At 71.5% G+C, this 21484-nt stretch carries 18 protein-coding genes; 7 read left to right on the forward strand and 11 right to left on the reverse strand.

Features of this window, described 5'->3' with window-relative positions:
• Positions 1-135: 135 nt before the first annotated feature.
• Entirely contained in the window at positions 136-432 is a 297-nt protein-coding gene (locus tag CED_RS01150; protein WP_011435197.1) for a hypothetical protein, read from the reverse strand.
• A gap of 278 nt (positions 433-710) precedes the next feature.
• Between CED_RS01150 and CED_RS01155 the strand changes: the two genes are divergently transcribed.
• The 4 genes from CED_RS01155 to CED_RS01170 all read left to right on the forward strand — a co-directional run bounded on the left by CED_RS01155 (position 711) and on the right by CED_RS01170 (position 4789).
• Positions 711-1319, forward strand: a complete 609-nt coding sequence (locus CED_RS01155) for a TetR/AcrR family transcriptional regulator (protein WP_035908209.1) — start codon at positions 711-713, stop codon at positions 1317-1319.
• Positions 1320-1481: 162 nt separating this feature from the next.
• Complete coding sequence (gene cofD / locus CED_RS01160) at positions 1482-2501, forward strand: 2-phospho-L-lactate transferase (RefSeq protein ID WP_023839904.1); 1020 nt, start codon at positions 1482-1484, stop codon at positions 2499-2501.
• Positions 2494-3822: a coenzyme F420-0:L-glutamate ligase gene (locus CED_RS01165; RefSeq protein WP_011435194.1), complete on the forward strand. Its 1329-nt coding sequence runs from the start codon at positions 2494-2496 to the stop codon at positions 3820-3822. The genes cofD and CED_RS01165 overlap by 8 nt, the downstream gene beginning before the upstream one ends.
• 160 nt (positions 3823-3982) lie before the next feature.
• Complete coding sequence (locus tag CED_RS01170; protein WP_035908339.1) at positions 3983-4789, forward strand: DUF3105 domain-containing protein; 807 nt, start codon at positions 3983-3985, stop codon at positions 4787-4789.
• A 98-nt stretch (positions 4790-4887) separates the two neighbouring features.
• Here the strand turns inward: CED_RS01170 and CED_RS01175 are convergent, their stop codons facing one another.
• The 10 genes from CED_RS01175 to CED_RS01220 form a co-directional block, all read right to left on the reverse strand.
• Positions 4888-5772 carry an alkaline phosphatase family protein gene (locus CED_RS01175; protein ID WP_023839902.1) on the reverse strand — a complete coding sequence of 295 codons (885 nt, stop codon included), beginning with the start codon at positions 5770-5772 and terminating at the stop codon, positions 4888-4890.
• 364 nt (positions 5773-6136) lie between these two features.
• Positions 6137-7393: a DNA polymerase III subunit beta gene (gene dnaN, locus CED_RS01180; RefSeq protein WP_035730754.1), complete on the reverse strand. Its 1257-nt coding sequence runs from the start codon at positions 7391-7393 to the stop codon at positions 6137-6139.
• Positions 7394-7568: 175 nt separating this feature from the next.
• Complete coding sequence (locus tag CED_RS01185) at positions 7569-8642, reverse strand: sugar phosphate nucleotidyltransferase (protein ID WP_035908211.1); 1074 nt, start codon at positions 8640-8642, stop codon at positions 7569-7571.
• 205 nt (positions 8643-8847) lie between these two features.
• Entirely contained in the window at positions 8848-9768 is a 921-nt protein-coding gene (locus tag CED_RS01190; protein WP_200875351.1) for a glycosyltransferase family 2 protein, read from the reverse strand.
• A gap of 136 nt (positions 9769-9904) precedes the next feature.
• Complete coding sequence (locus tag CED_RS01195; protein WP_011435188.1) at positions 9905-11035, reverse strand: glycosyltransferase family 1 protein; 1131 nt, start codon at positions 11033-11035, stop codon at positions 9905-9907.
• 82 nt (positions 11036-11117) lie between these two features.
• Positions 11118-12533, reverse strand: a complete 1416-nt coding sequence (locus CED_RS01200) for a glycosyltransferase family 1 protein (protein ID WP_011435187.1) — start codon at positions 12531-12533, stop codon at positions 11118-11120.
• 81 nt (positions 12534-12614) lie between these two features.
• Positions 12615-12890, reverse strand: coding sequence for a hypothetical protein (locus CED_RS01205; protein ID WP_035908212.1), 276 nt, complete (start codon positions 12888-12890; stop codon positions 12615-12617).
• 3 nt (positions 12891-12893) lie between these two features.
• The gene (locus CED_RS01210; protein ID WP_011435185.1) at positions 12894-13607 is read right to left on the reverse strand and encodes a class I SAM-dependent methyltransferase; all 714 of its coding nucleotides are present in this window, start codon (positions 13605-13607) and stop codon (positions 12894-12896) included.
• Positions 13608-13758: 151 nt separating this feature from the next.
• Positions 13759-14952: a glycosyltransferase family 4 protein gene (locus CED_RS01215; protein WP_011435184.1), complete on the reverse strand. Its 1194-nt coding sequence runs from the start codon at positions 14950-14952 to the stop codon at positions 13759-13761.
• Between the two features lie 5 nt (positions 14953-14957).
• Positions 14958-15941, reverse strand: coding sequence for a glycosyltransferase family 2 protein (locus CED_RS01220; RefSeq protein ID WP_023839898.1), 984 nt, complete (start codon positions 15939-15941; stop codon positions 14958-14960).
• A 212-nt stretch (positions 15942-16153) separates the two neighbouring features.
• On the opposite strand from CED_RS01220, the gene CED_RS01225 reads away from it, so the two are divergent.
• The 3 genes from CED_RS01225 to CED_RS24940 all read left to right on the forward strand — a co-directional run.
• Positions 16154-16828, forward strand: a complete 675-nt coding sequence (locus CED_RS01225) for a DapH/DapD/GlmU-related protein (RefSeq protein ID WP_011435182.1) — start codon at positions 16154-16156, stop codon at positions 16826-16828.
• Between the two features lie 511 nt (positions 16829-17339).
• Positions 17340-19418: a DUF2142 domain-containing protein gene (locus CED_RS01230; RefSeq protein ID WP_235186841.1), complete on the forward strand. Its 2079-nt coding sequence runs from the start codon at positions 17340-17342 to the stop codon at positions 19416-19418.
• A gap of 471 nt (positions 19419-19889) precedes the next feature.
• Positions 19890-21484 (forward strand): WD40 repeat domain-containing serine/threonine protein kinase (locus CED_RS24940; protein ID WP_235186848.1); only part of this gene is annotated, 1595 nt, incomplete at its 3' end.

Below are 21484 nucleotides of genomic sequence, written 5' to 3' on the forward strand. Positions count from 1 at the left end.
GAATTCCTCTGATTCTCCGGCGGCGCCCCCGGCGCCCGGCAGGTGAACCGGTCCGGTCGGTGGCCATCGGGATCGAAGGGATGCGGTGTCGAAACGGTACTGAGCGGTTCGGGAGGAAACCCGGTCGGCCCGGAGTCAGGGGGTCACGCGGCCGGCCGCACGCCACCCGGTGGCGGGTCTGCGCAGCCGGTCGAGCGTGCCGATCAACATATTCGTCCGCCGGCGCGAGGCCAGCGTCTCGACCAGAGCCTGCGTCCGGTCGGCTCGCCGGCCGGCGCCGGCGACGTCGGACCCGTCCGGCGTCGTACCGGTGGTCTGTCGCATCTGGGCCCGGCGGGCGGCCACGACCTGGGGGGCGCGGACCCCAGCAAGCGCGCGATTAAGGGAGGCAGACAGGGCTTCGAGGCTCTTGGTGGTTCTGATATCGGACATGACGGTCCTTCCAGCAACGTAGAGAGCTGGGATTCACTCTCACAGCTCTCTCTAATCGGAATCAAGAGAAAGACGGTGAGCAGGACACATCCGCCCGAGACGTCCACCGGACCCCGCTACCCGAGCCCGGCCGGAGTGCACCCACCGACACCGGGACACGATTCCGATCATGCCGGCGTCGGGACGGCGCCGGCGTGCGCCGGCGTACCGCACGGGGGCTACCACTACTGGGCATCGATTTTCTCCTGCCCCACCATGGGAGTCGTTACGCTGATCAGGTGCCACGCAACCGCCAGGAGGTTCCCCGCGAGGAACGGATCGATGCGTTGCTCACCGTCGCCGAGGAGCAGTTCCTGGCCCGCGGGTTCGCCGGGACGTCCATCGCGGAGATCGCCCGTTCCGCCGGCATCGAACCGGGCTCCGTCTACTGGTATTTTCGGTCGAAGGACCACGCCTTCGCGGCGGTGCTGAACCGACTGCTCGACGTTGAGGTCGACCGGATCGCCGCGTTACCCGGAGACCCGGCGGCGAAGCTCTTCCTTGCCCTGGACTCGGTCGAGCGGCGCCGCACGCTGCATCCCTGTGTCGCCGAACGCGCCCCGCACGCCGCGCCGGTCATGGAGTACCACGAGCGGCTGCACGACTGGCTGCACGGGCTCGCGCTCGCCGCGGTGCACGACTTCGTGCCCGAACCCGATCGGGAGCTCGCGGNGGACGCGGTGGTCGCCACCATCGAGGGCGGGCTCGCCAACCCTGCACCCTCCCGGCCGACCAGCCATCTCGTGCACTTTCTGCTCTCGGCCTTCTGCACGGACACGCCGATACCGGCGAAGCCGGAGTTCCACGGATGGATGACGCCGTTGTTCGCCCGACCGAGGCTCGGTTAGGAACCCCGACCGAGGCTCGGTCAGGAACACGACCGGCGCGCCCGCCCCGGTCCGGAGAAATCCGTCCGTGGCCCGGCGGTGGCCGCTATCACCCCGGCCGGGAGATCCACCACCGCCCACCGGTGCCCCATCCGTCGGGGCGCGGTGCCAGGATTGGTCGGTGTGAGAGTTACAGCCCTGGCTGGCGGGATCGGTGGCGCCCGGTTCCTGCGCGGCGTGCTCGCGGCGCTGCCGGAGGCCGACGTGACGGTAATCGGCAACACCGGCGACGACATCACGTTGCACGGACTGCGCATCTGCCCCGATCTCGACACCGTCATGTACACCCTGGGCGGCGGGATCTCGGCCGAACGGGGCTGGGGGCGCGAGGGCGAGTCGTTCGTCGTGGCCGAGGAACTCGCCGCCTACGGCGTCGGGCCGGCCTGGTTCGGACTCGGCGACCGCGACCTCGCCACCCACCTGGTGCGCACCCGGATGCTCGACGCCGGCTACTCCCTCTCGGACGTGGTCCGGGCGCTGTGTGAGCGGTGGAAGCCGGGGGTACGGCTGCTGCCGATGTCGGACGAGCGGGTCGAGACCCACGTGGTGATCTCGGACGCCGACGGCCAGCGCGCGGTGCACTTCCAGGAATGGTGGCTGCGGCTGCGTGCCGCCGTGCCGGCACAGGCGATCATCCCGGTAAACGCGGAAAAGGCCAGGCCCGCGCCCGGCGTCCTGGCCGCCATCGCCGACGCGGACGTCGTACTGCTCCCCCCGTCGAATCCGGTCGTCTCGATCGGCACCATCCTCGCCGTTCCCGGGATCCGCTCGGCCGTGCACGAGACCGCGGCGCCGGTGGTCGGGGTGTCGCCGATCATCGGCGGCGCGGCCGTGCGCGGGATGGCGGACGCCTGCCTGGCCGCCATCGGCGTCGAGACCTCCGCCCAGGCGGTAGGCGTGCATTACGGCGGCCGGGGGCGCACCGCCGAGCCGGCCACCGCGCCCGCCACGACCGGGCACGGGACGGCCCCGCGCCCGGGAGACGGGACGGCGGACGGCCTGCTCGACGGCTGGCTCGTCGACACCGCCGACGCCGGCGCGACCGTTCCCGGCGCGACCGTGGCCGCGACACCCCTGTTGATGACCGATCTGAAGGCCACGGTGGCGATCGTCCGGGCGGCTCTGGAGCTCGCCGGTGTCTGAGCGCAGCGCGGAACGGGCGCTGCGCGTGTTCCCGCTCACCGGCATCGGCGAGGTCCGTCCCGGCGACGATCTCGCCGTCCTGGTGGCCTCGGCCGTCCGGACGCACGGCCCGACACTCGCCGACGGCGATGTCGTCGCGGTCACCTCAAAGATTGTTTCGAAGGCCGAGGGACGGCTCGTCACGGTGTCCGGCGACCGCGAGGAAGCCAGACAGGCCATGATCGACAGTGAATCGGTACGCGAGGTCGCCCGGCGCGGCCCGACCCGGATCGTCGAGACGCACCACGGTTTCGTCCTCGCCAGCGCGGGGGTCGACGCGTCGAACATCGCCAAGGACTCCCTCGCCCTGCTCCCGGTGGATCCGGACGCCAGCGCCAGGCGGCTGCGGTCGGGCCTGGCCACCGTGCTCGGCGTGGATGTCGCCGTCATCGTCACCGATACCGCCGGACGGCCGTGGCGGCGCGGCCTGACCGACATGGCCGTCGGGGTGGCCGGCATGGCGGCGCTGCGCAGCCACGTCGGCGACCTCGACGGCTACGGCAACGAGCTGGGGATGACCGAGGTGGCCGAGGCCGACGAGCTCGCCGCGGCCGCCGACCTCGTCAAGGGCAAGCTGGGCGCCACACCGGTGGCAGTCGTCCGCGGCTACGGCCGGCTGCCCGACGACGGCGCCGGCGGGCGGGCACTGCTGCGTCCCGCTGGTGAGGACATGTTCCGCCTCGGCACCCTCGAGGCGCGCCGGGCGGCGCTGCGCGACCGGCGCACCGTGCGGGACTTCTCCGACGCCCCGGTCGACCCGGCCGCGGTCGACCGGGCGATCGCGGCCGCACTCACCGCCCCGGCCCCGCACCACACCACACCATGGCGTTTCGTGATCGTGACCGAGCGGCACGCCGCGCTGCTCGACGCGATGGCCGAAGCCTGGGCGGACGATCTACGACGCGACGGGTTCGACGAGGCGGCCGTCGAGCGTCGGCTTCGGCGCGGCGAGGTGCTGCGGCGTGCCCCGCTGCTGATCGTTCCGATCATGGTCCTCGACGGCGCGCATCCCTATCCGGACGCCCGCCGCGCCGCCGCCGAGGAGCGGATGTTCACCGTCTCCGTCGGGGCCGGGGTGCAGAACCTGCTCGTCGCCCTGGCCACGGAGGGTCTGGGGTCGTGCTGGGTGTCGTCGACGCTGTTCTGCCCGGAGGTGGTCACCCGGGTGCTCGACCTGCCGGCCGATTGGACACCGATGGGCGCGGTCGGGGTCGGGCACGCCGCCGCGCCCGCACCCGCCCGACCGGACCGCGATACCGCGGCGTTCGTCCTCCACCGCTGACCTCGTGGCCGACCTCTTCCGGGTGGCCCGGCTCCGGGATGATCCGGGACGCCACGGTCACGGTGCGGCGTGGCGGAACAGGGCGTGTCCGGTGGTGTTCGGCGGGTCGGATCCATCCTGCCCGGACGACGTGGTTCAACACTTCGTAGGATCAGTTGCCGTGGGTAAGAAGAGCGTCGAACGCAACACCCGGCTCGAGCAGTTGCGCCGTGAACAGAAGCGCAGGGAACGCCGCCGCGCGCTGCTCATCTACGGGACGTCGGGGCTCGTCGCCGTCGCGCTCCTCGTCGGCATCATCATCTACAGCGTCGCGGACAGCAGATCGAAGAACGAGGCCCGCAAGGTCGGCTACGTCGCGCCGGCCTCGGCGGCCGCCACCGCGGCCGGGTGCACCGGCACGGCGAACGACCCGTTCCGCGGCTCGACGCACGTCAGCACGGCGGTCACGTACGAGGCGTCACCGCCATCCTCGGGTAACCACAACCCCGACCCCCTGCCCGACGGCATTCCCTTCTACAACCCGAACTCGGGCATCTCGGTGGAACGGGCCGTACACAACCTCGAACACGGCTTCGTGATCGGCTGGTACGACAAGAGCCTGCCGACGGATCAGGTCGACAAGCTGCGCAAGCTCGCGGCGGACGCCGGGCCGCGGTTCATCGGTGTGCCCTGGCCCCGGAGCACCTTCGTCGACAACAAGCACTTCGTCCTGACCGCCTGGGACCGCACCCAGCGCTGCTCGACGGTCTCCGCGGACGTAATCAAGNATTTCGTCACCAAGCATGCGAACCCGGACGCCGCCGGGGCCACCTGGGACTCACCGACCGCGCCGGAGTCCGGCGCGGCGGGCGGCACCCTGAACGTGACGGCGGACGGCCCCCTGGTGGATCCGGGCGCGGCCGCCTCCCCGATCCCCGGCGCGGGCACCATGTCACTGTCGCCCACCACCCCGGCCCCGGCACCCTAACCCTCTCGGCCGGGGCGGAGATGTCGGTGACGAGGCGGGCCGCCCAGGACGAGCACCGTCCCGGGCACGGCCCGCCCGGCTAGCTCCAGATACCGGTGCTAGCTCCAGATACCGGTGATGTCCGATGCGCTTCCGGCGTTACCCGCGTGGGTGGTCAGTCCACTCAGGTCCTCCAGGGTACGTAGCACGTTGTAGTGGTTGTAGGTCGTCGACGAGCTGCTTCCGGGGGTGACGTGCGCTCCGTAGAGCACCGTGGTGATGTGATTGCCGCTGGAGCCGTTGTCCTCGTCGAAGGTCACGATGAGCAGACTGTTGTGGGTCTGGGCCCAGGTCGCGTAGGCGCTGAGATTGCTCTTCAGCCACGTGTCACCGGTGGAGACCGAGCAGTCGTGCATGTCGTTGCACAGGTTCGGGATGACGAACGAGACCTTGGGCAGCGTGGAGTAGTTGCTCGGGAACTGGGCGAAGGTGTGGGCGGTGTTCAGCGGCACGTTACTGAAGGCGAACCATGGATTGTGCTTGCGCGCATACTTGGTGCTGCTGTTGGTGCACACCGTCGAGCCCTCGGCGGGCAGGCCCTCGTTGTAGCTTCCCCAGGTGCGACCGGCGGCGATCAGCTCGGAGCCGAGATTGGCGGCGCTACTGAACCCCGGCGTGTAGCAGTTGTCGTTGGTGATGCCCTGGGTACCTCCGGAGAAGAGGGCGAGATAGTTGGGCTGGCTCGGGTGAGTCAGGCCGTACGACGCGGTGAGGTTGGCGCCACCACTTTTCAGTGTATTGTTGATGTAAGGGGCGCTGGAACTACCGATGATCTGCGAGTAGGAATGGTTCTCGAACACCACCACGACGACATGGTCAGGGCTGGGCAGCGCCGCCGCCCGCGCGGGCGCGATATTCCAGGATACGAGCACGGCGACGATCAGACCGACGGCAAACGCGGTCAACACGAGACGTGAACGCCGGACACCGGCGAGAACGGACACGGCAGGCCTCCCGAGGAACCAGAAAAGTAACAACGAGTTCTTACCGTGGAGCCAGATCAGGTTAGAGCCTCCACCGGACATCGTCAGTGCACCAGAGGTAAGAACCGGGGAAACAGGAGGGGCCGGATCCCGAACGGGAGATGTCGGGTTCTCTCCGCATCGGTAACCCGAGCGGGGTCGCGCGGAGGCCGCGGGACGAATTTCCCACGGTGTTTCTTCGGCGTATCTGTGGCCTGTCTCCGGCTATCCGGGTACAAGGCTGTCCGGTCCTCGTCAGGGCCGCGGCCGGGCCGGCTCATCACCCCGGATCCATNCCCTGGACCGCCGAACCAGACGATCAGGAGGAACGGTCCTGGCCCTCGGCTCAGCCCCCGCCGTGGCGGATCGGCATCAGTAGGTAGCGGTAGGCGCCCTCGTCGACAGCGCCGCGGCCGCTGTCCTTGCCGGTGAGCACCGCGGGTTTCGCGGCGGCCTCGACCGGATCGTCGTCAACGAACCCGATCGTCGCCTGATCGTCCTCGACGGCACCGAGCCCGTCCAGCAGGTAGGACGGATTGAACAGCACCGAGAGCTCGGGACCTGCGTACTCGACCGGAATCGTCTCGCTGGCCTGTGCGCCACCACCGTCCCCGGCCTCGGCGACGACCTGGTTGTGGGTGAAAGTGAACCGCAGCGGCCCGGTGCGGGTGGCGACGACGGCCACCCGACGGACCGCCGCGGCGAGCGCCGCGGTCTGCGCGGTGACGACGAGCGCGGCCGCCTCGGGCAGGAGCTTGCGGTAGTTGGGAAACGTCCCTTCGATGAGCCGGACGATGGTCTGCCGGCCGCCGGCGGCGAGGCCGAGCCGGGCGCCGGACGGATCGTCGAGGTCCAGACCAATCACGATGCGGGAGGCCGACGTCGGCGTGCGGGCCACCTCGGCGAGAACCTTGGCAGGCACGTGCGCGAGCGCCCACGGATCGTCGACTGTCGGCTGCCAGGGTATGCCGCGTACCGCGAGCCGGTACCGGTCGGTGGCGACGAGGGCCAGCCCACGCCCGGAGATCTCCATCCGGACCGCGGTGAGCACGGGCATGGTCTCGTCCCGGCCGGCCGCCGGGGCGACCTGACCGACCGCGGACGCGAACCCAAGCGTGTCCACCTCGCCGATCGGTCCGGGAAAGCTAGGGAGCTGCGGGTACTCACCCGGGTCCATCAGCGGCACGGTGAAACGGACGCTGCCGCAGCGCAGGACCAGCCGGTCACCGTCGACCACGACGTCGACCGTCGTCGCGGGCAGGCTGCGCACGATGTCCGTGAGGAGCCGGCCGGGCACCAGCACCCGCCCCGGTTCGTCCACCGAGGCCGCGACCGGAGCCCGCACCGCCACCTCCGTGTCGTACGCGCAGATCGTCAGGACCGAGGCCGTGGCCGCCCCCAGGGGCGCCGCGGAACCGGGAGACGCCGCGGAGCCCGACGGCAGGGGAACCGCCGCGGAACCGGGAGACGCCGGGGAGCCATGGCCCGCGGCGAGCAGGATGCCGGTCAGGACGTTCCGGGCCGGGCCCGGCCGGTTGGGCAGATGCCGAGCGGCCCAGCCGGTCGCGTCGGCGAACGCGTCGCGTTCCACGCTGAACCTCATGAGTGCGATTGTCCTCGGCCACGGCGCGGAATCGCCGCATTCAGCGGACGGTTTTTGTTCCCCGTCCGTGGATGTCCGCGAGATCTCCGCACGGACGGACCGCAGCCGCCGCGTCGTGAGGAAACGCGGCGGCGCTACCAGTGGTCCGCCGCCNCCCGCAACCGGTCGGCTGCGCTCAGGTGCGGTCCGAGCTGAATCGCACAGCGCCCGCCGAGAGGACGACTCCGGGGAACACGCGCGCCCCGGACCGTAGTTCGTTGCCTCGCTCGATCCGTACCCCGTCGCCGATGACCACCCCGTCGAGCGCGACACCGGAGCCGATCACCGCGTCCCGACCGATCACGCTGTCCCGCACGACCGCCCCGGCCTCGACAACCGCACCGTCGAACAGCACCGCACCGTCGATCGCGGCACCCGCGCCGACCCACGCGCCGGCCCCGACGGTCGCCCCGCCACCGATCTTGGCGTCGGCGGCCACGACGGCACCGGGCAGCACCAGGCAGTCCCCGACCGGCCCCGGCAGCGCCGGCGACGCCATCCGGCCGGTCACCAGGTCGCGACTGCCCTGCACGAACGCCGCGGGAGTTCCGAGGTCGAGCCAGTAGGTGTCATCCGGGTAACCCATGACCGCCGTGCCGGCGGCCAGCAGTCCCGGGAAGGTCTCCCGCTCGACCGAGACCGGTCGTCCCGTCGGGATCGTGTCGATGACGGACCGCCGGAACACGTAGCACCCGGCGTTGATCAGATTGGTGGGCGGGTCCGGGGTCTTCTCCAGGAAGGCGGTGACGCGACCATCGTCGTCGACGGGCACGACCCCGAAGGCACGCGGGTCCACCACCCGGGTCAGATGCAGGGTGACCGCCGCGCCGGTCCCCGTGTGCCGCGCGACGAGGGCCTGGATGTCCAGACCGGCGAGGATGTCACCGTTGAAGATCACGACCGGATCGCCCGGTCCCCCGTGGAGCCGCTCGGCCACGTTGCGGATCGCACCGCCCGTGCCCATCGGCTCGGTCTCGGTGACGTACTCCAGCTGGAGTCCGTGCGCCGAGCCGTCCCCGAAGTACTCCTCGAAGACCTCCGCCCGGTACGAGGTGGCGAGCACCACCCGGTCGATTCCCGCGTCTCGCGCGCGAGCCAGCATGTGCGCGGTGACCGGCACCCCCNCGACCGGCAACATCGGCTTCGGCGCCGACATCGTGAGCGGTCGCAGGCGGGTCCCCTGACCGCCGACAAGCATCACTGCGTCCATGGGGCGTCAGTGTCGCAGAACACGCGGTGGACGCTGAAAACGGATCGGGGTCAGGACCATACGACGAACGGCATGCCATGGTTTCGACACGTTGTGTCGGACCGGGGTTCACCAAGCCGCCCGGATATTCCAAATATCTCGGACATCCAGGACATCCATGACTACCAGCAACTCGCCTGCCGGCCATCGGCCGGCCGCGGTCCGCTCAGGCGCCCCGCGCGGCACCACCCCGGGGAAGCAGATCCGCAGAACGGGTCGCCTTCGCCCCCGCGCTGTCCCGGGCGAAGATCAGCGCGAGCAGCAGCCGAACCACGAGACCGACCCCGAGCAGCAGCCGCAGCGGCGCGCGCGCGTTGCCGGGGTACTGCCAGGACAGGTAGCGGAACATGCTGCGGTGATGAGCCAGCACCATCCGCCGTGACGACCGCTTCGTCGAGTGTCCGCCGAGATGCTCGACCACCGCGGACGGCACGTACACCGACTGCCAGGACGCCTCGCCGATGCGGCGGCCGAGGTCGACATCCTCCATGAACATGAAGTAGGACTCGTCGAACCCGCCGACCGCCTCGAACGCCTCCCGGCGCAGCAGCTGGCAGGAACCGGACAACCAGCCGGCGGTCATCTCCNGGGGGAGNCCCCGCTCCCGCCGATAGGAGGCCGTCCACGGGTTCGTCGGCCAACACCAGCCGAACAAGGCGTGCCCCACCCCGCGGCCGAGCGAGGGCAGGTCCCGGGCCGAGGGGTAGAGCGCCCCGTCCGGATTGATGATCCCCGGGCCGAAGGCCCCGCCCCCCGGCCAGCGGTCGGCCGCGGCAAGCAGTTCGTCGACCGCACCGGGCGCGAAGGAGATGTCGGCATTGGAGATCACCAGCCAGGGCCCGCGGGCTCCGGCGGCACCACGGTTGACCGCGGTGCCGTAGCCGAGGTTGCGACCCGGGCGCACCAAGCGCACCTCGGCCCGCTCGGCGGCCGCCGCCGTGCCCTCGTCGAGGTGCGGCGAGTTGTCCACCACGACGACCTCGTAGGGCCGCGTGGTCGCCTTCGCCAGCGAGTCGAGGAAGGCTCCGATCACCTCCCCGGACCGGAAGGTCACGACGACGACCCGGATCTCCGGATCCACACCCATGTCTCGCCCGCCCGTTCTCGCCCACCACCGGTCGCCCGACACATTCCCGTGACGACGCACGGCACCTTGTGCACCGAGGAGACCGTAGCGCGCCCTTTGCGGCGGTCCTTGCCCCGGGGCCGGGCCGACGGGCGCCTCAGTGCTCGGCGACCGCCCGCGCGTAGCTCGCGAGATGCGCCTCGGCGCTGGCCGCCCAGGTGAACTCCCGGGCCCGGGCGAGACCGGCCTCACCGAGTTGCCTGCGCCGCTCGGCGTCATCGAGCAGGGCGCCCATCTCCCGGGCGATCGAGCCGGCGTCCGGCTGAGTGTAGGCGACGGCGTCGCCGCCGACTTCCGGCAGCGACAGACGCGGCGTGGTGAGAACCGGGGCGCCGCAGGCCATCGCCTCCAGCACCGGCAGCCCGAAGCCCTCACCGTGCGAGGGATACGCCACCAGTGACGAACCTCCCAGATAGCCCGGCAGGTCGGAGAAGCGCAGATAACCCGGCCGGATCACCCGCAGGTGGCTCGGCACCGAGGCGACGGCGGCATCGACGTCGTCGTCCCAGCCGGAGCCGCCGGCCAGGACGAGCGCGGGCGGCTCGTCCCGCCAGTGCACCGCCTCGGCCCAGCCCCGGATGAGGTTCGGCACGTTCTTGCGCGGCTCCAGCATCCCGAGGAACGCGACGTAGCGCGAGTCGCCGAGCCCGAGCCGGCGGCGCACCCGCCGCTTGTCCTCCTCGGTCGGCGGATGGAAGGTCGACGTGTCGACGCCGTGGTAGGCGACGTCGGTGGTCGTCGACTCCCCGTCGAGCACCCGCACCAACTCGTCCCGGGTGGCCTTCGAGGGGACGATGATCCGGGCCGCCCGGCGCACCGCGGTGCGCATCGCGGACCGGAAGAACGTGCCCTTCACCGCGGTGTGCATGTCGGGCTCGGTGAAGAAGGTGACATCGTGAATCGTCACGCACACGGGCTGGTGCGCCCGCAACGGCATCGTGTAGTGCGGTGAATGGATGACATCGGCATTCACCTGTTCGGCGACCAGTGGCAGCCCGGTCTGTTCCCAGGCCAACCGCGCGGGCCGGTGGGCGATGGCCGCCGGCCCGGACAGAACGGTGGCGTGTGGGGCCATCCGGCTGTAGCGTTCCTCATCCGACCGTTGGCAGACGAGCGCCATGTCCGCGCCGGTCGCGCCCAGCGCCGCGACCAACCCGTCGACATAACGCCCTACGCCACCACGGTCGGCCGGGACCGAAGTGGCGTCGACGAGCACCCGGGGTCCCACGGCGCTCCCTCCCTGACGCGCCACCCGCGACGGGGTGGTCGCTTGCTTCACGGTGACCGCTTGCTTCTCAACGGGGGCAACACTACGCCCGCCCGTCGTCGGCGACGGACACGGCGGGGGAACCGCTGACTCGACGGTAGAGCGCCCACGTCGCCAGTGCTGCCCCTTTCCAGGTAAATGACCGGGCACGGAGACGTCCAGACTCCGACAGCCGCCCCCGCAGGTCCGGATCGCCCATGACCTTCGCCACCGCGGCGCCCAGCGCGGCCGGGTCGTCCACCCCGACCACCACGGCGGCGTCCCCGCCGACCTCGACCAGCGCGGGGGCATCCGAGACGATGACCGGCACACCGTGCGCCATCGCCTCGACGACCGGCAGCCCGAAGCCCTCCGACCGGCTCGGCGCGAGCAATACGCCCGCACGGGACAGGACCACGGCGAGATCCTCGTCACTGAGCCGCCCAAGGGTGCGCACCCGGTCCGCGCCCAGACCGTGCCTGGCCGCCGCCGCGCGCACGTCCAGCCCACCCCAGCCGGTCGCGCCGACGTGGACCAACGGCAGGCCCGGATCGTCCGGTCGTCGCAGCGCCGCGAGCGCGGTGTCGAGGCCCTTACGGGGTTCGAGCGTGGCGAGGGTGAGTAGATAACGCCCCGGAGGGGGTAGCCCCATCCGCGCGGCGCGGGCGTCGGCATCGGGCGGAACCCGGACCACCGCGTCGGCGACTCCCTCCCCGATCGCGTGCAGGCGATCTTCGGGGATCGGCAGATGCCGGGCGATCTCGGCCGCCACCGCGAGCGTCGGCACGACGATCGCGTCGGCGTGGCGTGCGGCCCGTTCGCCCATCAGCCGGTGCCACCGGACCCCGTGCGGGGTCAGGGTCTCGGGATGCGTCCAGGGAACGGCGTCGTGGATCGTCACGACGAGCTTCGGGCGCGGCCGGCGCCGGTCCAGGGCATCGCCCAGGGCCGGCGCGACGGTTCCGGAGGCCCAGGAAGCCAGCGACGGACGGGGCGGCGCGCCGGAAAGTCCGGAAGGTGGATATGAGTCCACATAACCAGGGGAGCACCGATAACCAGGAGAACGCCGATAACCAGGAGAACGCCGGGAGCCACCGGACCGTTGCCCGCGCCGGGACCCGGTCCGGTCGTCGAGGCCGCGCAGGGCGTCCGCCACCGAACCGGTCACGAACCCCCGGGTGCCACCCGCGGGTGGCACCAGCAGGGTCGGAGCGTGAATGACGTCTACCCCCGTCGGAGCCGGACCCACGCCACGCGCCCAGGCCACGGCGAGTGCGCGGCGAGGCAGACCGAGCCGGAACGGACCGAGGACGCCGGGCAGCACGGCCGGACCGACCTCTCGGCGCCCGGCACACCACCCGGTCACCCGATCCTCGGGAGCGGCGGTGCGGGCGAGCGCCGCCGCGAGTTCGGCGGAGTAGCGCCCGGTCCCGCCGGGAACCGGCGCGAGCAGCTGCTCGACAAGGAAACCCACACGCACGGGTCACAGTCTGCCCCTGCCTCCTCCGTCCCCGGACAGCCGGCCCGGTCCCCGGACAGCCGGGGCCGGCGGGTCAGCGGGTCAGCGGCCGCGGGCGCGCAGAGCCGCGAGTACCATCACGACGCAGGAGATCCCGCCGACCAGGTATCCCCAGCCCCGATGGCCGAAGAGCGCGAACCCGGCACCCGTCCCGGCCACGATCAGCCCGAACAGCAGCACTGTCAGGACGGCGGCGAGGATGCGCTGGTTGCGCAGGGAGGTGGGGGGCGCCGGCGGGCCCNTCCGCGGGTCGTGCTCCGGCTGCCGGCGCGGTTCACGGCCGGGGCCCGGGCCTGCCGACCGGCCGGCGGGCGCCATCGTTCAGCCCTCCCGTCTGCGGGCGTGGGTGAGTACGACGCTGCCCGCGGTGTCGGGAGCCCGCCGGTCCGACAGGGCGACGGCCGGCGAGAGCACGGCCGCGGCGTTCCATCCCGTCCTGCCGCCCTTGGCGGACAAAGTCAGGTAGAGCCGCTCGGCGCGTTCGCTGCGGAACATGTACGTCTGCCGGATGACCTCAAGCCCGACATCATCGAGCAGCTTGGCGAGATGGTCGCCGGAATAGGTGTGCCTGACGTGGTAGCGCTCGCGGTGCCGGTCGAACAGGTCCGGCCAGGACGCCGCCCGGGTGAGGGCGTCGGCGGACATCACCAGGTCGCCACCCGGACGCAGCACCCGCGCCATCTCGGCAAGCGCGGCCGGACCATCGTCGAAGTGCTCGATGGCGCAGACCGACATGACGACGTCGAACGTGGCCGCGGCGAACGGCAGCGCCAAGGCGTCCCCCTCGACGAGCCCGGGATGCCCGCGCAGCCGGCGACCGAACTGCAGCTTGTGCCGGGCGAGGTCGAGGCACACCGCCCGAGCCCCGCGACGGACGGCCTGGCCGGCCCAGTAGCCGTCACCGCCGGCCACATCGAGCAGGGTGCGCCCGGCCAGTTCTCCCGCCCACGACAGCAGGGTGCCGACCTCCCGGCGGCGCATGACATGTACCTGATGGCCCACGAAGGCGAGGGCGTCGTCCCGCACCGGGCTCACAGGTCGGCCCCGCCCGTCCAGTCAGCCCCGCCGATCCGGTCCGCCTTGCTCATTCCACTCCGCCTTCCGAGTCCACGATTCACCCGTGGGCCGTGACCCATGGATGGGCCGTGACCCATGGATGGGCCGTGACTCGCGTATGCGCCACGGCTCATGTGCGCCCAAGCGCGCCCAACGTCACATCAAGGTAACGCTCCCACGCCCCGTCAACGTCCGGCGGTATGACCTTCGAGCGCAAACCGGCGAGCACGCCGGGCTCGTAGAGCCGCCGCAGCGCCACCGCCAGCGCCTCCGCGTCGTCGGGCGGCACGAGTAGACCGTCCACCCCATCGCGGACCGTGGTGGCGAGCGTTCCCACCGTGGTCGCCACGACCGGCACGCCGTGCAGGTGCGCGAGACCGACGTTCTGCGACGCCGTTCCGGCCCGGTAGGGAAGCACCAGGGCGTCGGCACCAGCGAACAGCGCGGGCACCTCCGCCGCGTCGACATAGCCCGACCGCAGGTCCACCCGGGTGGCCAGGCCGAGCTCCTCGACCAGCCGGGCGATCTCCCCCGTCCCGCCCCAGAACTCGCCGGCGACGGTGAGACGGACGTCCGCCGGCCCGCGGGCCAACGCCCGCAGCAGGACGTCCAGTCCCTTGTACGGCCGCACCAGCCCGAAGAACAGCAGGTTGCGCCGGGTGACGTCGGCGGATGGCCCACCGCGGCCGGCCACCGGCCCGGGCGGCGAGGACGACAGAGCCGAGGACCACAGGTGCGTGGCCATCTCGGCCACCAGGACCGGAGCAGGGGTGAGGCGCGCGGCGAGCTCCGCCTGGGCCGGCGTGTGGACGAGAACAGCCGACGACCGGCGCAGCACCGCACTGGTCAGCGGTTCGTCCACGGCCCGGCGCTCGTGTGGCAGGACGTTGTGGCAGAGCGCGACGACCGTGGGACCCGCACCCCCGGGGTCCGCACCCCCGGAACCCGCTCGCCCGGAAGCCGTGCCCCGGCCGCGCGGCCCCCGGGCCCGCAGTGCGCCGAGGACGCCCAGGTACGCCGGGGCCTGCACGGGAGTGACGACGACCAGGATCACCGCGTCGGCCTGCCGCCGCAGGCGCCTGCCGAGCCGGATCCATCCGTCCGGCCGGCGCCACGACAACGGGTAGCGGGTGACCTCGAACGGCTCCATCTCGGGCTCGGTGACGCGCTGCACGCCGGGATAGAGCCGCGCGGGGTACTGCGCCGACCAGGACTCGACCGCCACCTCGTGGCCCCGCGCCGACAGCCGGTGCGCGAGCTCGGTGGTGTGCTGCGCGATCCCCCCCTTGTAGGGATGGGTCGGACCGACGATCGCGATGCGCACGCCGGTCAGGTGTCGCTGCGCGAGCGGGCCACCAGATCGCCGATCAACGCCAGCACGACGATCTGGAAGCCGACCAGAATCGCCAGCAGCGTTGACGTCGCCACATGGAAGTCGTAGCGGATCAGGTCCACGATCAGCTTGACGAAACCCAAGCCCATGATCCACAGGGCGACCGGCATGAGAACCTTGATCGGATCGAAGTACATCACCATCCGCAGCACCTGAAGGATGTAACGCCGCGCGTCCCGGAAGGGATGGAACTTCGACGTTCCGGACCGTTTTGCGTAATCGATCGGGATGTAATCCACCGGATGCTGGTTCGACAGGAAGGACATCGTGATCGTGGTGACGCAGGAGAAACCGGGGGGCAGCAGCCGCAGATAGGGCAGGGAGACGTCCCGGCGGAAGGCGCGAAGCCCGGAGTTGAGGTCGGGAATCTTCATGCCGGACAGCCGCTGGGCGATCATCCGGATGAACCATTTCGCCGGCACCCGGGCCCACTTGTGAGTGCCCTCCTCGGTGCGGCGCGCCCCGACGACCTGGTCGACGTCGAGGTTGTCGTCCAGGTAACGGACGAACTCCGGGATGCGCTCGTTCGGGTACGTCATGTCCGCGTCGGTCCAGACGACGATCTTGCCGCGGGCCTCCTGGGTCCCGATCCGGCGGGCCGTGCCGGAACCACCGTTGCGGCGGAACGGCATCACCCGCATGCGCGGAAACCGCGGGGCCACCTCGCGCAGCACCGCGAGCGTGTTGTCGGTCGACTTGTCGTCGATCGCCAGGACCTCGTAGGAGTAACCGCTCGCGTCCATCGCGGCGGTGATGCGCTCGAGTTCGAGCAGCACATGGTCCTGCTCGTTGTAGCAGGGCAGCACGATGGTCACGTAGGGGGCGTCCGGACCGACGGCGGCGACGCCGTCCCCGGAAGCCGCCTGCACTGGGGTGCCGGCCTGCGGATGTTCAGGTCGGTGGATGGCGCTGACACTCACGTCGGTGTGGCTCCCGGTCGTCGTTCCGGCCCAGCGGCGTCCCGGGCCGGCGTCCTGGCGGTCCGACGTCGTCGTTCCCGCTCCGATCGCCGGTCCGTGGCGGTGGTGCACGCTCCGTCGAGGGCTCGCGCACGACTCTAGGGTGGCACGCCCGACCCGGCGAGCCGACAGCCGGGCGGTCCGGCCACCTGGGCAGCGCCTACTGTTGCTCCGTGGGTGCGTTCAAAAGTGATCTGCGGGAGTATGTGCGGCACGTTCGTTCGCTGCGGGCGGCGCAGGAGACCTCGGCCCGCTCGTTCGTGGCCGGGCTGCGTTACCCGCTCGCATACAGGCAACCGATCTGGACCGGTTCCCCCACCGTGATCGAAGGCCGGGAGCGCATCGAGTTCGCCGAGGGCGCGGCGCTGCGGGTGGGGCTCGGCGCGTTCGGGCTGTCGACCCGACGCGATACCTCGATCATCCGGGTGCATCCCGAGGGCCGCCTGCGCTGCGAAGGTGTCGTGTCGCTGCAGCGGGGCGTGCGGATCGTCGTCGACTCGGGCGTGCTGGAACTCGGCCCCGGGGCGAACATCAACGGGTTCGCCAAGATCCTCGTGCGCGAACGCGTCTCGATCGGCGCCTGCTGCAACGTCTCGTGGGACACCCAGCTACTCGACAACGACTTTCACCCGATGGTCGTCGACGGCGTGGAGCAGCCGATGAGCGGACCGATCGTGCTGGAGGACCGGGCCTGGATCGGCGCGGGGGCCATCGTGCTCAAGGGCGTGACGATCGGCGAGAGCGCCGTCGTCGCCGCGGGCTCGGTGGTGACCCGGGACGTGCCGCCCAAAGCCGTCGCCGCCGGATCCCCCGCGAAGATCGTCGGCCACATCGACTCCTGGCGCTGATCCGGCGTCCGGATCACGCGCTCCGGACGCCGGACCTCGGACCTCGGACCTCGGACGCCAGGGTGGGAAGCCGGACGTCGGGGGCAGTCGGACGTCAAAGGCGGCCTCGGCTGTCCGCGTGCCACGCGGACACCTCCGCGGCCACGCCTAAACCGGAATCTTCGCCTCGCCGAAATCCGACAGATCCTGCTATCCGACAGGTCCTGCTATCCGGCGGACTTCGCAGCCGGATAGCCGAGGACATCCGTATCGACCTCCCGATTCAATGACGGTGAACCGGCCCTCGGGCGGTCAGGATGATGGTTGCGGGCTGCGACGTTGATGGTCCGGGAACACTGACGGTCCGGGAACACCGCGACAACGGTCTGGACACCCGCCCGGGAGCACCCTCACCACCGTGCGCGACCAGGGCTGACGGGAGAAGGGCACCCATGATGTCGACGGGGAATCGGGGGTCCGTAGCATGACTCCACCTTCGTCCGATGGGACTCTGCCACTCGTGGGTGACTCTGTGGATTCGACCGCAACGGCCCGCGCCGACGCCGAGGCCGGCGGAGACGTGTTCCCGATGGGGACGCGCTTCCGGCCGTGGGGGATTCTCCGCACCATCCCCGCGGCCATCTGGGTGATCACCCTGCTCTTCACCGCGCTGCTGGCCGGCTGGTCGGTGATGATGCCGCAATACCATGCGCCCGACGAACCAAACCACGTGGACGCTGTGATGCGGCTCGTCGAGGGCAAGGGCTGGCCGCATCCGGGCCATGCGATCGTGACGCAGGGCGGCGTGGGGGCGATCATGGCTGCCCCCTACGGATCCGAGGAGCGGCCCCGCGNCCTGNCCGCCGGCCCGTTCNCCGCGGCCGACGCCGNCCCCCGCCACGATCGTCCCAGCTGGGAGGAGTTGGACCGGACGCCGGCGCCGGAGGGTAGCATCCAGCAGCTCGTGCAGCATCCCCCGCTGTACTACTGGGTTGACGCCATGATTCTCAAGGCCGTCCCCGGCGGTGGCGACCACCTGCGCTGGGACGAGATCATCGGGATCCTGCGCCTGATCAGCGTGGCAATGGTCGCGCCGTTGCCGTTGCTCGCCTGGGCCGGGGCGAACCGGCTCAGCGGTGGCAGCCGGGTGGCGGGGATCTGTGCCGCCCTGGTACCGCTCGGGATCCCCCAGCTCACCCACATCGGATCCAGCGTCAACAACGACAACCTGCTGGTTCTGACCAGCGGCCTGGCCACGGTCTCGATCGTCTACGTGCTGCGCGGGGACACCTCCCTGCGCACCGCGACCTGGACGGGGGTCTTCGTCGGCCTCGCCCTGATGACGAAGTCACTGGCGATCACGCTGGTTCCCATGGCGGCGCTGGCCTACCTCGTCGCCTGGGGCCGGGCCCGACGCGACGCCCGGGCTGCGTGGGCGCGGGGACCAGCGGTCGCCGTGGCAGTAACCGGACCAGCCGCCATCGCCCCTTNCCCGGCCNCCCCTTNCCCCGCCGGCCCCCGCACAACCGCCCCCCGCACAACGGGCCCTCACCCCACCGGGACGGAGCCCTTCCTGCTCGCCGAGGCCGGACCCGCGGGACCACCCGCCTCCGCGCTTCGCGTGCCCTGGCGCCAGCTGCTGCTTGGCGGCGCGCTGGCGATCGCGCTCGGCGGCTGGTGGTGGATCGTCAACATCGTCCGCTACGGCACCTTCCAACCGGAGACGCCGGGATTCCCGCTCGGCCAGTATCTGGGCGACGACTGGGGTGCCTACACCGAGCTGCTGATCAACGGGACGATCCTGCGCTGGTGGGGATCCTTCGGATGGTTCGAGGTCAACCTGACGACGGTCCCGGTGCGCACGGGCACCGCCGTCGTCATCGTCTTCTTCGCCCTCGCCCTCATCCGGGCCCGGACCGGACGCATCCGGGTGGACCTGCTGTTCCTGCTCTGGCCCACCTGGGCGCTGTTCGGCCTGATGACCCTGCAGTCCGCGAAGAACTTCGACAGGTACTTCCACGTCAGCGGGATCTCCGGCCGCTACCTGTACGCGGGCCTGGCGTCGCTGGCGATCGGGGTCGGGATGGGTGCGGCGGCGACCGGCCGTTATCTCTCCCGGATCATGCCGCTGCTCTTCCTGGCCGGCGCGACCACCCTGCAGGCCTGGGCGATCTCGATGGTGTTTCCGCACTTCTGGCGACCCACGGGCGGCGACCTCAGCGACGCGTGGGACGCGATGGTGGCGTGGGCCCCATGGCCGCAGGGCGCCCTGACGTGGCTTGCCGGCGCGGTGTGCGTCCTCGCCGTGGCAGCCCTGGCCTGCTGCATCGGGGTCCTTGTCACCGGCGGTCCGGCCACCCGCTCCGCCGGCGAGGCCCCCGCTCAGCCTCCGTCCTCGTCCAGGGGACGGTCGCCATCGACGGGACAGCGGCCGGCTCCACCCCTCGCGCCGTATCCGTCGCACCTGCCGCCGAAACGGCCGCGGACCGCCGGCGCGCCGGATGCCACCACCGGCTCGAAGGCGGTCACCGGCTCGGGCCCGGCGGCCGGCACGAGTCCGGAGCCCACCGGCCAGGGCCCCTCCGCCGCGGGGCATCCGCGCTCCCCCTGATCCGGCATCGCCGACAAGGAACCGGAAACCATCCGACCATCGTGCGCGTTCTCTCACGGAGAGTAACACTGAATCCTGGGCCTCGGACAAGGCGCAACCGGCCACGGCGGCGCTGCGCATCGGGGCTCGGGGGCCTCGGATGGTGATTCCGAGGCGCATAGGATCCGCGATGTCAACCATCTCGGTTCGGGAGGGGTCTTGCGCCGCAAGCGGGAGACGGGCAACGCGGGGACGGTGGCGCCCCCGTCCGCATCGCCCGCTCGACCCGACCCCGCCTCCGAAGCGAACCCCGTGGGACCCGAGACGCCCNCCGGACCCGCCGCTCGGTCGGGACGGGGGACGTCCTCGGCGCCGGGCTTCGGCCCGGTGGGCGGCAGCGGTCTGACGGGGCCGTCCATCGAGCCCCTCGACAGCGGCGACCCGACCGAACTGGGCCAGTTCACGCTGCTGGGACGCCTCGGTGAGGGCGGGATGGGGACCGTCTTCCTCGGGCGGGGCAGGCCGGACGTCGCCGAGCACGCCGGCCGGCTCGTCGCGGTCAAGGTCATTCGGCCCGACCTGGCCCGGGTGCCCGAGTTCCGGGCCCGGTTCCGCCGGGAGGCCGACATCGCGCGCCGGGTCGCCCGCTTCTGCACCGCCGAGGTACTCGGCGTCGTCGATCCGCCGGACGGGCGGCCCTACCTCGTCACCGAGTACATCGACGGCCTCACCCTCGCCCAGACGGTGGCCGCGGACGGCCCGCTGCGGTCGGCCGACCTGGAGCGCGTCGCGGTCAGCGTGGCCGCGGCGCTGACCGCCATCCACGGCGCCGGCCTCGTACACCGTGATCTCAAACCGTCCAACGTGCTGCTCTCAGCCTTGGGTCCCCGCGTCATCGACTTCGGCATCGCCCGGGCGCTGGACGCCCCGACGATGCTCAGCCAGGAGATCCAGCGGATCGGTACACCGGCGTTCATGGCCCCGGAGCAGGCCAACGGCGAGCCGGTGACGGCGGCGGCGGACGTCTTCGCGTGGGGTGGCCTGGTGACCTATGCGGGCACCGGTTCCTTCCCCTTCGGGGACGGGCCGACGCCGGTGCAGCTCTACCGCGTCGTACACCGCGAACCACTGCTCGACGGTCTCGCTCCAGCCCTGCGGCCGATCGTCGAAGAGGCCATGCGCAAGGACCCGGCCACCCGGCCGAGTGCCCAGGAGCTGTTCCTGCGTCTGGTCGGAATGGGTCCGACCACGCATCCCGACCCGGAGGTGACCCGCGTCATCCGTGCCGGGGTGTCGATGCCCGCGCCCCCGCAGCGGACCGACCCGGACCGCTGCGCGCCCGGACAGATGTCTGCCCCGGGCGGGTCTGCCTCAAGCGGGTCGGTCGGCGCCGGGCCGCCCGTCGACCTGTCGGCACGGGACCGCGGCCGGTGGAACTGGCGCCGCGTCGCGCTGCTGGCCGCCCCGCTCCTCGCGGTCCTGCTCATCGCGGCCCTCATACCATTCGCGCTCACCACCGGCAGTGACCGGCGGCCGAGCCGGGAGGAGACGGCCGCTCGCGTCGCTCTGGCCGCCGAGGCCGTCCGCAACTCCGATGCGAACCTGGCCGCCCGGCTGTCCCTGGCGGCCTACCGCATCAGCCCGGTGCGGGAGGCCCGCGCCGCCCTGCGCACCTCCTTCGCCGCCGCGACGGCGACGGTGCTCGACGGGCACACGCAGTCGGCGCTCGGTGTGGACATCAGCCGGGACGGGCGCCTGCTGGCCTCGACCGGTGCCGACAACCTCGTCCAGCTGTGGGACATCTCCGCGCGTTCCCATCCGGTGAAGCTCGCCACCCTGGCCAGGCACACCTCGTGGACGCTCGACGCGGCGTTCAGCCCGGACGGACGGCTGCTCGCCACGGTCAGCTACGACCGGTCGGTGATCCTGTGGGACCTCGGCGATCCGCGCCACCCCGTCGAACTCTCCGTCATCCTCGGACACAACGGCTGGGTACTCGACGCCGCGTTCAGCCCGGACGGGAAGGTCCTCGCCACCTCGGGCTATGACAACACGGCCCGGCTGTGGGACGTCACCGATCCGCGCCG

Origin of the sequence: Frankia sp. CeD, assembly GCF_000732115.1 — a bacterium.
In the GTDB taxonomy this organism is placed as follows: Bacteria; Actinomycetota; Actinomycetes; order Frankiales; family Frankiaceae; genus Frankia; species Frankia casuarinae.

Bases quoted from the DNA above. Each gene is read 5' to 3' on its own strand.
- dnaN (WP_035730754.1), bottom strand. From the start codon at position 7,393: ATGAGGTTCAGCGTGGAACGCGACGCGTTCGCCGACGCGACCGGCTGG.
- CED_RS01150 (WP_011435197.1), bottom strand. From the start codon at position 432: ATGTCCGATATCAGAACCACCAAGAGCCTCGAAGCCCTGTCTGCCTCC.